The sequence below is a fragment of the Thermomicrobium roseum DSM 5159 genome (assembly GCF_000021685.1).
In the GTDB taxonomy this organism is placed as follows: Bacteria; Chloroflexota; Chloroflexia; order Thermomicrobiales; family Thermomicrobiaceae; genus Thermomicrobium; species Thermomicrobium roseum.
The window spans coordinates 1,771,946-1,785,549 of record NC_011959.1 but is presented as its reverse complement, the minus strand read 5'-3'; the positions used below and the strand labels follow the sequence as shown (position 1 = coordinate 1,785,549).

General features: G+C 64.6%; 11 protein-coding genes. 4 read left to right on the top strand and 7 right to left on the bottom strand.

The window, feature by feature from the left end:
- Positions 1 to 9: 9 nt before the first annotated feature.
- Both TRD_RS08315 and TRD_RS08310 read right to left on the bottom strand, forming a co-directional pair.
- Positions 10 to 567, bottom strand: a complete 558-nt coding sequence (locus TRD_RS08315; RefSeq protein WP_015922723.1) for an NADH-quinone oxidoreductase subunit B — start codon at positions 565 to 567, stop codon at positions 10 to 12.
- Complete coding sequence (locus tag TRD_RS08310; protein ID WP_015922722.1) at positions 558 to 917, bottom strand: NADH-quinone oxidoreductase subunit A; 360 nt, start codon at positions 915 to 917, stop codon at positions 558 to 560. Before TRD_RS08310 ends, TRD_RS08315 begins: the two co-directional genes overlap by 10 nt.
- Positions 918 to 1,477: 560 nt before the next feature.
- On the opposite strand from TRD_RS08310, the gene serA reads away from it, so the two are divergent.
- Positions 1,478 to 3,715: a phosphoglycerate dehydrogenase gene (gene serA, locus TRD_RS08305; protein WP_015922720.1), complete on the top strand. Its 2,238-nt coding sequence runs from the start codon at positions 1,478 to 1,480 to the stop codon at positions 3,713 to 3,715.
- Here serA and glgA read toward each other — a convergent pair.
- Positions 3,697 to 4,908, bottom strand: a complete 1,212-nt coding sequence (gene glgA, locus TRD_RS08300) for a glycogen synthase (protein ID WP_041436062.1) — start codon at positions 4,906 to 4,908, stop codon at positions 3,697 to 3,699. The genes serA and glgA overlap by 19 nt on opposite strands.
- Before the next feature lie 24 nt (positions 4,909 to 4,932).
- Positions 4,933 to 7,176 (bottom strand): heavy metal translocating P-type ATPase, encoded by a 2,244-nt coding sequence (locus TRD_RS08295; protein ID WP_226980693.1) that lies wholly within the window; start codon positions 7,174 to 7,176, stop codon positions 4,933 to 4,935.
- Positions 7,177 to 8,023: 847 nt separating this feature from the next.
- Here TRD_RS08295 and solA point away from each other — a divergent pair.
- Positions 8,024 to 9,163, top strand: coding sequence for an N-methyl-L-tryptophan oxidase (gene solA, locus TRD_RS08290; RefSeq protein ID WP_015922716.1), 1,140 nt, complete (start codon positions 8,024 to 8,026; stop codon positions 9,161 to 9,163).
- On the opposite strand, the gene TRD_RS08285 is transcribed toward solA, so the two are convergent.
- A complete protein-coding gene (locus TRD_RS08285) occupies positions 9,157 to 10,140 on the bottom strand; it encodes a queuosine 5'-phosphate N-glycosylase/hydrolase (RefSeq protein ID WP_015922715.1) in 984 nt (327 codons plus the stop codon). The two genes, solA and TRD_RS08285, sit on opposite strands and share 7 nt — an antisense overlap.
- 128 nt (positions 10,141 to 10,268) lie before the next feature.
- Here TRD_RS08285 and TRD_RS08280 point away from each other — a divergent pair, with 128 nt between their 5' ends.
- Both TRD_RS08280 and ndk read left to right on the top strand, forming a co-directional pair.
- Positions 10,269 to 11,804, top strand: coding sequence for a tetratricopeptide repeat protein (locus tag TRD_RS08280; protein WP_015922713.1), 1,536 nt, complete (start codon positions 10,269 to 10,271; stop codon positions 11,802 to 11,804).
- 74 nt (positions 11,805 to 11,878) lie between these two features.
- On the top strand, positions 11,879 to 12,328 hold the full coding sequence (gene ndk, locus TRD_RS08275) for a nucleoside-diphosphate kinase (RefSeq protein ID WP_015922712.1): 450 nt from the start codon (positions 11,879 to 11,881) through the stop codon (positions 12,326 to 12,328).
- A 62-nt stretch (positions 12,329 to 12,390) separates the two neighbouring features.
- Here the strand turns inward: ndk and TRD_RS08270 are convergent, their stop codons facing one another.
- Positions 12,391 to 12,780, bottom strand: a complete 390-nt coding sequence (locus TRD_RS08270) for a hypothetical protein (protein ID WP_015922711.1) — start codon at positions 12,778 to 12,780, stop codon at positions 12,391 to 12,393.
- Positions 12,767 to 13,426: a YczE/YyaS/YitT family protein gene (locus TRD_RS08265; RefSeq protein ID WP_015922710.1), complete on the bottom strand. Its 660-nt coding sequence runs from the start codon at positions 13,424 to 13,426 to the stop codon at positions 12,767 to 12,769. Before TRD_RS08265 ends, TRD_RS08270 begins: the two co-directional genes overlap by 14 nt.
- Between the last annotated feature and the right edge of the window lie 178 nt (positions 13,427 to 13,604).

Sequence of the window (13,604 nt, the reverse complement as noted above, 5' to 3'; positions counted from 1 at the left end):
CTGCTTCTCCTATGAGCGCGGACCGAGCGCCGAGCGAGCGGCCTGGCGTTCTTCCTCGCGGTACGCTTCGGCCGCCTCTGGCCCGTAGCGTTCCTTGAGACGCTCGTAGCGGATGATCCGGTTCTGCAGCTCCAGGACTCCGTAGTAGAGCGCTTCCGGCACCGGTGGACAGCCCGGCACGTAGATGTCGACCGGAATGACCTGGTCGACACCTTGCACGACCGCATAGGTATCGAACGGCCCGCCGACGTTCGCACAGCTGCCCATGCTGATGACCCACTTGGGATCTGCCATCTGATCGTAGAGCTGGCGAACGACTGGGGCCATTTTCTTCGTGACGGTGCCGGCAACGATCATCAGGTCAGCCTGGCGTGGCGATGCTCGATACAGCATCCCGAAGCGCTCGGCGAGATCGAAACGAGGCATCGCCGAGCTGATCATCTCGATGGCACAGCAGGCGAGCCCGAATTGCAACCACCACAAGCTGGAGCGACGCGCCCAGCTGAAGAGCCAATCGGCCGTGGTGGTGATGATGTTGGGATGGCTCTGCGCAGCACTCATACCCATTCCAGGGCTCCTTTCCGCCATTCGTAGAGGAGCCCGAGCAGCAGGATCCCCACGAAGAGCGCGGCTTGGACGTAGCCGTAGAGCGCGAGCGCGTCGAAGGCGACTGCCCACGGATAGAGGAAGATGGCCTCGACATCGAAGACGACGAACAGGAGAGCAACGAGGTAGAAGCGCGGTGTGAAGCGGCCGCGCGGCGGGGATACGTCCGGAACGCCGGATTCATAGGGCTGGAGCTTTGCCGGATTCGGCTTGCGCGGACGGACAAAGTGGCCCAGCAGGATGAGAACCGTTCCCATCACCGTGCTGGTGATGATGAGCAGTCCGATGACCGCGTAATCGATCAGCGACACCGGCGCACCTCGCTTCCGAGGACCCTCCCTGCCCCGATCGTGAAGGATAGCACGAGTCACCGGAAACCGCAGCGATCCTCCGGCAACGCTTCCCGAGTGTTCGGGCGGCGCGGAAGAGCCTGGCCGGATTCCGTATCGAGCATCGCTCGCTTTAGCGAGCGATGCTGCGAGTCTGCTGGCGTTCCAACCCTCGACCGGATGCTCGAGTGGCATCTCCGACCCCGGTGGCCGTAACGATCGGCCAGTGTGTTCGGTATTTGGAAACTCCTCTCTCGACACGAGTCATTCGTGCCGTATACTAGACTGAGTCGAGCGTCGGCTTGCCGCACCGAAGCCCGAGTCGCAAGGAGGGATCAGCAAGATGGATCAGTACACCGACCGACACGCTGCAGTCGTCGTGACGCTCTTTACCACGGCGCTGGGGATGGGTAGCGGTTCGGGTTGCGGTCGCGGCTCCAGTAGTCTCTCCGGTTCCAGTCGGCCCGGATCCAGTCGAAGCTGGTCCGGTACGACGAGCTGTCTGTCGGCGACGACTGTCACCAGAGAACCGGAGGGGACTCATGGATCGCTCGATTCGACTCGCACTCGATCTTGACGGCGTCCTGACCGAGCATCCGGCACCGCTCGCCCAAGCAGCGAACCGGGCGCTCGGCATGCAACTTCCCGATCACGCCTTCGTCGACTCTCACGGATGCAACGTTCCGGAGGCAGTTCGCCTGTGGGTCTATGGCCCAGGCGGGCCAGCAACGCTCCTCGATCCGGCGCCGAACGCCCCGAAGCTCCTCCAGCAGTTGCTGCAGGCGTTGGGCGACGAGCGACTGGTGATCATCACGGCTCGGCCGCAGGGATCCCAGCCGACGACCGAAGAATGGCTGCAGCGACACGGTTTTCCACCCTGCCGGATCGTCTTCGCTGACGATAAAGTGGCGGTCGCACGCGAACTCGGCGTCACTCATGCGATCGAGGACAGTCTGCGGCACGCCACCCGGTATGCGGAGGCAGGGATCACCTGCTTCCTGTTGACCCAGGATCCTGCCCCGCCGGCTGAGTCCCCCTTCATCGTCCGCGTTCCCGATTTCACCGCTGCAGTGCAGGCGATCCTGCGGCTCGCTGGTGCACCCATCGCCTTGCCCGGCAGTGGTGACGGTGCGCAGCCGCGCCGGCGTCGCATCGTGGTGAGCGACGTCATCGACCAACGGGCACGCGAGCGACTCGCCAGCGAGGCGGACGTCATCGAGGTCGATGGGCGCGACAAACCGGCGCTCTACGAGGCATTGCGCGAGGCCGACGCCCTTATCGTGCGCAGCGAGACACAGGTGACGCGCGAACTCCTCGCCCACGCCCCGCGTCTCCGCGTCGTGGCCCGAGCCGGCACGGGGGTCGACAACATCGACCTTCAAGCGGCCACCGAGGCCGGTATTCTGGTCCTGAACGCGCCGGGTGCCAACGCCGTCTCAGCGGGCGAACATACCGTCGCCCTCATGCTGGCCATCGCGCGCAACTTGATCGACGCCAACGCGACGACGCACGCGGGACGGTGGGAACGCAAGCGCTTTCGCCCCTTCGATCTCAAGGGGAAGACGATCGGAATCGTCGGCCTCGGGCGCGTCGGTTCGGTCGTGGCGCAGCGACTCCGGGCATTCGAGTGCCGACTTCTCGGCTATGACCCGTACATCACCCGCGAGCGCTTCGCGCAACTCGGCGTGGAACCGGTCGACTACGAGACGCTTTTGGAAAACAGCGACATCGTGACGTTCCACGTTCCCGCGACGCCAGAAACGCGCCACATGCTCGATGCCCGGGCGATCGCGCGCATGAAGCCGGGAGCCATCGTGATCAACTGCGCGCGCGGGGAGGTGGTCGATGTGCAGGCATTGGCCGAGGCGCTGAAGAGCGGCCATTTGGCAGCGGCTGGAGTCGATGTCTTCCCCGAGGAGCCGGCCTACCAGAGCCCCCTCTTCGGCCTCCCCAATGTCGTCCTCACTCCGCACATCGGCGGATCGAGCCGTGAGGCCCTGGAAGCGGTCGGTGAGATCATCGCCACCACCACGTTGGCTGCGCTGCGCGGTGAGATCGTGCCCAACGCGGTGAACTTGCCAGCTGCGTCCCTCCATGCACCGGAACTGCGTCGCCTCACTCGGGTGGCGGAAGCCGCCGGCCATCTCATCGCCGTCCTGCAGCCAGCTCGTCCGACCACCTTCCAGGTGACAGTCCACGGTCAAGTCGCCTCGGACATCGCTGAGCATGTGACCGCGGTCGCACTCGCCGCCGCTTTGCGTCGCTGGACAGTCCGCCGGGTCACCCCGGTCAATGCCCGGTTCGTCGCCCAAGAACTGCACCTCTTCGTCGATGTCCGCTTCGATACCACTGCCTCGACCGTGCCGGAATTCAATTTCGAAGTCGACGGGGATCCGCCACACCACGTCATGGTTCGCTGGGATCATCGCGAGGCCGGCATCATGGAAGTCGACCGTTTCTCACTGGAGCGCCCCCTGGCCGGCCACATGCTGATCACCCATCACCTCGACCGACCCGGCATCATCGGCCGAATCGGGACGATTCTCGGGCGCTACGAGGTGAACATCGCCGGCATGCAGGTCGGGCGGCGGGCGCGCGGCGGCGAAGCGATCATGGTGCTCAACGTGGACGACCCGATCCCGGAAGCCGCCTTGAACGAGATTCTCCAGATCCCGGATGTGTGGACCGCGTATGTGGTGTCGCTTCCCGAGTCAGGCGATTACCCGATGGCCGCCGGGAGCGCTCTCTCAGCGGCGGTCGCTCACACCAGACTCCGGTAAAGTGCCAGTGTCCGCTCTGCAACGGCCGACCAGCTGAACAGTTGCTCGACCCGCTGGCGGCCGTTGCGGCCCAGTCGTGCCCGGAGCGCTGGATCCTCGATGATACGCCGGATCGCGCGTGCCAGATCCTGGGCATACCCGTCAGGATCGACCGGCTCACCGCGTTCCGGGTCGATCTCCACATGAACGAGGAGCCCGGTCTCACCATCGACCACCACCTCGGGTATCCCGCCGACATCCGAGGCTACGACCGGGCACTCGCAGGCCATGGCTTCCAGATTGATCAGGCCGAAAGGCTCGTAGATCGACGGGCAACAGAAGACCGTCGCGTGCGAGTAGAACTGGATCACCTCCTGACGCGGCAGCATTTCCGGTACCCAGAAGATTCCGCCACGTCGTTCCCGGAATTCAGCGACCCGCGACTCCACGAGATGAGCGAGTTCGGGTGTATCGGGTTGGCCCGCCAGCAGGACGATTTGGACGTCCGCTGGAAGGTGCGGAACTGCCGCGAGCAGGTAGGCGATCCCCTTCTGGCGCGTGATCCGTCCCACGAACAGCACGAACGGGCGTGCGAGGTCGACACCAATGCGCTCGAGTGCGGCGGTCTCGCTGGTTCGACGATAGAGAGCCGTGTCGATCCCGTTGTGGATCACATGGACGCGCTCCGGTGCCACTCGGTAGAGTCGCAGGACGTCCTCACGGGTGGCACCGGAGACCGCGATCACGGCGTCAGCCGATTCGATAGCGACCCGCTCCATCCAGGAGCTGAGGTGGTACGCCGTACCGAGTTGCTCCCTTTTCCAGGGGCGCAACGGTTCGAGGGAATGAACGGTCAACACGAAGGGACGCTCCCAGAGGAGGCGTCCCCACAGTGCAGCCAAATCAGTGTACCAGGTGTGGGCATGGATAAGATCGGCATCGATCGGATCCCGCACCATCAGGAGGTTACGAGACAGCGCATCGAGTGCCGGCCAGTGCCGCCGATCGCCGGCAGACCGGATCTCCTCCCAGCCGCGATAACCCCGAACGCGAAGGTTCGGCGTGTCGATCAACTGATCCCCGAAGCACCGCACCTCCACCGCGACGTGACGAGCGAGCTCGCGCGTGAGGTACTCGACATGAACACCCGCCCCACCATAGACGTGCGGTGGGTACTCGTTCGTCAGGACCAGCACTTTACTCAGCGTGCCCATCGCCATTCCCCTCGGGGGATCGTATCATGGGCGAGCCGGTACTGCCGCCGGCGACAACTCGGTCGAGCGAGGGCGGAAGGCGAGGAGGCGCAAGCCGTTGAGCACGACGACGATCGTGCTTCCCTCGTGCCCGACGACCGCCAGCGGAAGTGGCACACCGTGGACAAGAATGCTGGTCACCAACACCACGATCACCCCGAGCGCGATGGCGAGGTTCTGCACGATGACCCGCCGGGCAGCCCGCGAGAGCTGGATCGCATACGGAAGCTTGGTGAGATCGTCGCTCATCAGAACGACATCGGCAGTTTCTAAAGCGACGTCGGTACCAGCTGCACCCATGGCGATACCGACGTCGGCAGCGGCGAGAGCCGGCGCATCGTTGACCCCGTCCCCGACCATCGCGACGCGCAGTCCAGCTGCTTGGAGTTCACGCACGACCGCAACCTTGTCCTCCGGGAGAAGCCCAGCACGCCATTCCTCGAGTCCGATCTCGCGGGCGATCGCCCGAGCGGCCCGTTCGTTGTCGCCGGTCAGCATCACCAGCCGACGGATACCGAGCGCCCGCAACTGGGTGATCACCTGCCGCGCGACCGGGCGGACGACATCCGCGATACCGAACACCGCGACGACTCGCCCATCGAGCGCCGCATAGACAGCGGTCCGACCACGTTCCCGGAGTTCGCTCGCGACCTCGTGGAGGTCAGGCGGAACAGCGATCCCGTGTTCGCGGAGCAGGAGCTCGTTCCCGACGAGGACCGTGCGACCTGCTACCTCGGCGCGCACACCGCGGCCGACCAAGGCCGTGAGCGATTCCACGCGATCGACCAGCGCATGATCGAAAGCACCGAGGGCGTCAGCGTGCGCGACGATCGCCAGCCCGAGCGGGTGTTCAGATCGATACTCGACCGGCGCGACAAAGCGCAGCACTTCCTGCGCATCGATGCCCTCCGCCGGAATCAATTCAGTCAAGCGCGGCTTGCCGACCGTCAGCGTCCCGGTCTTGTCGAAGACGACCGCGTCGATCGTGCCGATGGTCTCTAGTTGCAACGACCCCTTGAACAGCACGCCGTTGCGAGCAGCATTGGCGAGTGCCGAGAGAATCGAGGCCGGTGTCGAGATGACCAGCGCACAGGGTGACGCGGCAACCAGCAGGGTCATCGCCCGATAGAAGGTCGTTTCAGCCGGGGCACCGAGCGCGACCGGAACGGCGAACGCGAGAGCGGACACGACGATGACGCCGAGAGCGTACTTCCCCTGAAACGCCTCGGCGAAGCGTTGCGCGCGCGACTTCTGTTCGCGCGCCTGCTCGACGATCTCGATGATACGAGCCAGCGTGCTCTCGTGCACGGCGCGCTCGACTCGGACGCGGAGGAGACCAGTCATGTTCAAGGTGCCACTGAAAACCGGATCGCCCGGACGCTTGTGGACCGGCAACGACTCGCCGGTGATCGCGGACTGATCGACACTCGAGTCACCACTGAGGACGATTCCATCGACTGGAATCCGTTCCGCTGGGCGTACGATCACCTCGTCTCCCGGAACGAGGTCCTCGACCGGAACGAGATATTCGGCTCCGTCCCGGACGACGAGTGCCGTTTCCGGACGCAGCTCCATCAAGGCACGGACGGCGCGGTGCGTCCGACCGAGCGCGTAGTGTTCCAGCGCATTGCCCAGCGAGAAGAGAAAGAGCAAGATGCCACCCTCGGGCCAGGCGTCGAGGATCGCCGCACCCGCAGCAGCCAGGATCATGAGGAGATCGATGTCGATCGTCGCCTGAGCGAGTGCGCGGAGAGCCCGATACGTCGCGTACGAGCCACCAGCTGCATAGGCGAGGAGATAGAGGACGAGGGAGAGCCAGCTGGGAAGTCCCGCCCGGTCAGCGGACCAGGCGGAGACGAGCAAGATACCGGTCGCGGCGGTACTCAGGAGCAAACCGTGCTGTTGCCACCAGAGCATCCGTTCTTCGCGATCGACACGCCTTGGCTGCCGGCGCGCGCTCACTCCTGCCGACGGAACTGGTACGGTGAGTGTCGTCATCGGGGCGTCCGTTTCCATCCCGTTCTGGACGGTGACCAAACCATTGGCGCAGTCGGGACAAGCCGACGCAGTCGCGGCGCGGTGCTCAGCCAGGAGCTCGGCCACTTGCTGAGCCCTCTTTTCCACCGTCGCCGGATCGCTCGACGACCGGTAGTGGACGACGAGTTCACCGCGATCAGGATCGTAGGCCGCGCGAGCGATCGCGTCATCGTCGGCCAATTCGCGAAGCATCCTGACGCAGCTTTTCAGCGACTGAGTAGGATTCATCTCGCCGACTTTCCCTTCGAAATTGAGAATGAGTCCTATTTGCACGAGCCAGAGTGTACCGTACCATGCTGGCTCCTGCAAGCGCTGGTCACTGGTCGCGGCTGGCCAGCGAGTATCCGGTCGACCCGGACAGCTGGGAAGGCGGCACCGGCAGTCGCCTTCCTTCGGCATCGCGTCGGCGTCTTTTCGGGTCGATCGGGCGAGGAAGTCGACCGAACCGGCGAGGCAGGCACCTGGCTCGTCGGGCTGGAGCCGGAGCACCCCAGGCTGACCCGCGTCTCGTCCAGGGTGGAGAGCAGCAGCGTGCCGGGTATGGCGCAGCCGGAGGCGAACAGGACACAGCACCACGCACTGACCTGGCGCACTCGACCACGGAGCGGGGATCGGTACCGAGCGTGTTTCCGAGTCTCAGTGTGCCGACCAGGCACAGTGCCAGCATGGGACAGCCAGCCGCTGTGGAGAATGTCGGCCCACCTTGTGGATAACTCCTGCCACGTTTCCACAACAGCAGCCGTGTGGTGTGGGCGAGTCAGCGGCAGCCTGTGGTCTATCGGTGGAGGACGCTGGTCCTGTGCCGGCGGCGCTCCGGTTTCGCCCACAGTCGGCTCTCGCTCGTCCGCTTCTTTCCACACCGACGTGCCTCGTTTTTCGCCGGCTGCAAAGGCGATTCACCACTTTTCCACGCTATCCTCGGCCCGACGACTATGACGGTTTCTCTCTTGGGCTGATATCCCGGGAGAGCGAGGAACACGGGAGACACACGTGCGACAATGGTGGAGATGAGCGATCGGAGCGTGGAGGAAGAGAAGCGATGCGGGAAGAGCGGGCGACAGTCATCGTGGTCGGTCTGGGCATCATGGGGTCGGCGACGGCCTGGGCGCTCGCGCGGCGAGGCGTGCGCGTCGTGGGGCTGGAACAGTATGCGCCCTTTCACGCGCTGGGCTCGTCGCACGGGAAAACGCGGATCATCCGCGAGGCCTACTTCGAGTCGCCGGAGTACGTGCCGCTGGTCCAGCGCGCTTATGAGCTGTGGGACGAGCTCGGCGAGCGAACTGGACGGAGGCTTTTGCGGGTGACCGGTGGTGTGAGTATCGGGCGGCTGGATAGCCCGTTCATCGTCGGGGCGCGCGAGAGCGCGCAGCGGCACGGGCTGGCGCACGAACTGCTGGACGCGCAGGAAGCCCGAAAACGCTTTCCCGTGCTGGCGCTGCCGGACGACTTCGTCGCGCTCGTCGAAGGGCGAGCGGGGATCCTCTTCGCGGAAGAGTGCTGGCGAGCCTTCTGTGAGGATGCGGTGCGGCATGGGGCGGAGCTGCGCTTCGGTGTGCGTGTGCACGGGTTTGCGCCGGACGGGGAAGGGATGACGGTGGAGACCGAGAGCGGTCGACTGCGCGCGGATCGCGTGGTGGTGACTGCCGGACCGTGGTCAACGACATTGCTGGCTGATTTGGGATTGCCGCTCGAGGTGCGGCGGGTGCTCGTCGTCCACGTCCAGCCTGACGATCCGACTCGGTTCCGACCAGAGGTGCTGCCGATTTTCATCATGGACGTTCCAGAAGGTGAGTATTATGGTTTCCCCTTCTTGCCGGATCAGGGGGTGAAGTTCGGTCGCCACGACGATGGCGAGGTGTGCACGCCGGAATCAGTGCGGAGGACGGTGACCGACGATGAGGTGCGCTGGATGACTGGAGTCCTCCAACGGTATCTTCCCGGAGCCGCTCGCGAGGTCCTGATGACGGTGACCTGCCTGTATACGATGACCCCAGACAGTCATTTCATGATCGACCGACATCCCGAGTGGCCACAGGTGGTCTTCGCTGCTGGTTTTTCCGGACACGGGTTCAAGTTCGCGTCGGTGATGGGGGAGGCACTGGCTGATCTCGCACTGGAAGGCGCCAGTCGGTTACCGATCGGCTTTTTGAGCTTCCGCCGATTGGCGAAGACTCAGTAAAAACGAGACCGTGTCCGGTGATAGGGAGGAGCGTCGGGCGGAAGGTTTTGGCCGAGTTGCCACAGTGCCCAGTCGACGCGCCACGGAGCAGCGGGAAGGCCGCGGGTGCGGAGGGAGAGGGTGAGCGCGTCGACGGCGAGGACGGTAGCAGCGCGGATTTCGACCTCCTCGGGTGAGCCAGCTGGGATCTCTTGGCGAGCGTCGATTCGGGCAGCGAGTTCGGGATGATAGCGGAGGACGCCGAAGGCACGGAGGACCTGGGGGAGCTTGTAATCAGCGAAGGCGGTGAGGAGATCGAGATCGTGGAAGCAGCCGAGTCCAGTGCCCCGGAAGGCTCCGGCCAGATCGGTACAGAGGAGTTGGGCTCGCTTGTAGAAGGGAACGCGCTGTCCATCGTACGTGGCGACGTCATCGAAGGACGGGAAAGTACCGACGACGAGGCGGACGAGTTCGATGCTGCTGCCGCCGGCAGCAGCGATGAGCGTGGCGAAGGAGCCGCGACAGTGTTCGATGAGTCCGCGGGCGATCTCGCGGACGTGCCGAATGCGCCATTCCAAGAGCGGAATCGTCCCCTGGCCAGCGAAGAGCGCGGTGATCTCGGCGTCGGTGAGCCGGGACAGAAAGTGGGGATCCCAGAGAGGGAGACCGCAGTCGAGAGCCCGCCGCAGGCTGGCGGCGAGCGCCCAATAGCCGTCGTAGGTCCGACCGCCGTACTCGACCTGCCAGCGCGGTTCGCCCCAGAAACAGAAATTGAGGGCATCGAGGAGCAGAACGTAATTGGCTGTTTGCTCGGGAGTGCCGCGCCAATGCAGCGGGTGATCCCAGGCCGGGAGATTTGGTAAGGGGTGAGGAAGACGGTCGGCGAGGGTGGGGAGTGCGGAGAAATCGAGCGATACCCAGTGGGCGCGCTGGATGACAGTACGACAAGCCGTGCGAATACTGAGGGGGTCAGGAAGGGTGGTGAGGAAAGGATCCATGGAACAGCATTCCTCGTCTTCCGTGAGAGTCGATGGCCGCGAATTGGGAGAGACTGGCTAGGGGGCGGCCGAACCGGTTGGAGTATACTCGCAGCACGACAACGTTCGGCGAGCGAACCGGGGGTGCGATGAGCACGATCCCGCTCGAGGAAGCGATCGGGCGAGCGAGGCGAGCGCTCGCGGAGGGGCGTTTGGATGAAGCGAAGGGGCTCTGCCAGGCGATCCGGCGAGCGGTGCCGGAAGCGCTGGTGGGGTTGCGGCTGTGGAGCGAGGTGAGCCGACAGGAAGGCGATGCGGAGACAGCCGAGCGACTGCTTGAAGTCGTGTTGGAGCGTGATCCGGAAGATGCGGAGGCGTGGTGCGCGCTTGCCGAGCTACACCGGGCGAGGGGCGACAAAGAAGCAGCTCTTCGTCTGTTGCAAGTCGCCTGGGAATGCGCACCATGGCGTCGGGAATTGGCAGAGCGACTGGGCGAGTGGGCGAACGAGGAGAGACGAGAGGGTCGACTGTGGCCGACACGAGCTGCTCTCTCCGCATGGTACGAGAGGCAGGGGTGGTGGACACGTGCTGCCGAAGAATGTCGTGCGCTGCTGACGGGGTCGGCCGAGCGCGTCGACGTGCGGCAGCGGTTGATCCGCTGTTTGTGGCGTTCTGGTATGCAGGAGGAGGCTTTCCGCGCAGCGGAGACCTTGCTCGGTGAGCGCGGTGAGACGGTCGGGGTGCTGGTGGTAGCCGCGCTGGTGGCGAGGAGGCGGGGAGACGAGGAGGCAGCGCAGGCGCACCGCGAACGCTTGTTGGCGCTCGATCCGGTCGGTGAGGGGATCGAGCGGTATTGTGGGCCGGAGGAGCGTGAGGGACGGGAGTGGTTGAGGGCGACTGAGCCCGTGCTCGTGGAGGAGCCAGCATTCGCTGAAGCGTCCGGCGAGCTGGAACTCTTGTGGGAGTTGCCGACTGACGAGGAGCTCGAGGAGGCGCGACCCGGTGCGGCTGGGGTCGTGACGGGTGTGGAGGAAACAGGACGAGCCGATGAAGTCGCCCTGGTGAGTGGCCTCGAAACAGGCGAGAGAGATGGAGTGGAGTCGACCAGCCAGGGGTGGACGTTGCCGGGCGATGAGGAGATCGAAGCGGCGCGACCGCGCGAGGAACTCGAGCCTGGCTGGACCGGGCTGCTGGAGGAGTTGGCCGCGAGCGGTGTCGAGCCGTTCTCGTACGGGGAAGAGTCTGTCAGTGGCGGACCCGCGGAGGGGGAGGGTGCGGTCGTCGCGGGGCAGGAGGAGTCGGTTGCCGCGACAGGAGAGGAAACGCGCGAGAGTGGGGAAGAGGTCCGTGAGCCGCTGGAGGTGGTGGAGTTCGGACGAGCCGCGCGTGAAGAGCGCGAGAGTGTGGAGACACCTGCGGAGCTGGCTGGTGACGAGATCGCGCAGGTTCGGATGCTGGTGGAGAGCGGTGCGGTGGTCGAGGCGGTACGAGTCGCCCAGCGGCTCGTTCGCGAGGGACACGGTGACATCGCAGCGCTGGTTCCCGTCTTGGAGCGGGTCGTGAGTGGTGAGGGGTTGGGTGCGCGCGAAGCGGCGATGACGTTGGGAGCGATCTACCGTCGGCGCGGTGATCGCGCGTTGGCGTCACGGTACTACGAGCTGGCGCTGCGGTTGCGGAACGAGTAGGCTGAACAGTGGAGAAAGGACGTGGCGGTGGCGGGCGAGGGGATCGCCCGCGTTCGTTGTCGGAGGGTAGTGGCGTGGAGCGGACGCTGATCATCGTGAAGCCGGATGCGGTCCAGCGGGGACTGGTTGGGGAGGTGCTGCGGCGATTGGAGCAGCGTGGCCTGCGCTTCGTCGGTTTGAAGTTGATGAAGGTCGATCGTGAGGTAGCTGAACGGCACTACGCAGAGCACCGGGGCAAACCGTTTTATGAGGACCTGCTGGCGTTCATCACGTCGGGTCCGGTGGTGGTCGGGGTGGTCGAGGGGCCGCGGGCGATCGAGATCACGCGGAAGACGATGGGAAAGACCGATCCGGCGCAGGCGGAGCCCGGCACCATTCGGGGTGATCTGGCGCTGACGATCGGGCAGAACGTGATCCACGGGTCGGACAGCCCGGAGAAGGCGTCGTACGAAATCGGTCTGTTTTTCCGCGAAGATGAACTCGTAAGCTACGAGCGGGCGATCGATCGCTGGATCATGGGCTGAGGAGTGTTTCACGTGAAACAACCGGAGAGAGGCAGGGGAGTGCCTCCTGCCTCTCTCCCTTTTCAGCTATCGCTCTGGCGGATGATCAGCGGGTGCTTGTGCCAGGCGGCGAGGAGGCGCGCCAGCTCGTCGCGGAGGGCGACGTCCGTGAGATCGAGGTCCAGGTCCTCGCGCACCTCGCGAGGCTGGCCACCGAACCACTCGCGCCCGGCAGCGGTGTGGACCAGGGTGCGGTGCTGCACGACCTGGCGCACGAGCTGGAGGCGATCGCCCTGACGCTCGACGGCGAGACTGAACCCCGGTGCGAGCGCGATCCCCACGATCCCCTGCTCAGGGTCGTCGATGACGATCGGGTACCCGGGAACCGTCCGATCAGCCAGTTCCTCAGCCACCGCGCGGAGCATGGGCAAGAAGCGCTGCCGGACGACCAGAAAGCGATCACCGTCGTACATCACAAATCTCCTTCCTGCGACGGCCGCGACCATCCAAACCGAAGAGCGCAAAACCCAGCCGGACGGCCGGACCGACCGTCAACGCAACCATGATCGTCCCTATCCCGAACGATCCCCCCAAGAGGATGCCGATGACCGTCACAGCCGATTCCATACTCCAACGGATCCATCCGATCGACCACCTCGTCCGGCGAGCGAGTGCGAGCATCAGGCTATCGCGCGGACCTGCACCGAAGTCAGCGGCGATATACATGCCGCTCGCGATTCCGAGGAGGACAACAGAGGCCGCGACCTCGATCACTCCTTCGAACGTATCACGAGCCTGAGGAATCATCCCAATCCATAAAAGAAAGTCCGTGAAGATCCCGATCAGCACAAGATTGGCAACCGTACCGAAACCGGGGGATACCCCGAGCGCCCAGCCAGCTCCCACAGTTACCAGACTTACCACGATGCTCGCCTGTCCGACGGTCAACGGTGTGTGGCGACTGATCCCGTCATGAAAAACCATCCAAGAATACGCACCGAGGCCGCTACGGAGCCCGAGTACGAGTGCCAAAGCGAACAAGAACAATCCCCCGACCAACATAGTCGCCCGAACCAACCGCTCTCTCCACTTCATGGCCCGGTCCACAGCCAAAGCCATCGTGCTCCCCCGCTACCGTACTCTACCGTACTGCTCCACGTGGTGGAGATGGCCGACTGGTCTGGCGACGTTGACCTACCGTCGCGCATGCCGTTCGACTGTGACTCGTATGGTTGGCAAAGAACAAAGCCCTTTGCGCACAATCGATATTCGTTCTCGAGGGACGACCTGTGTCCTT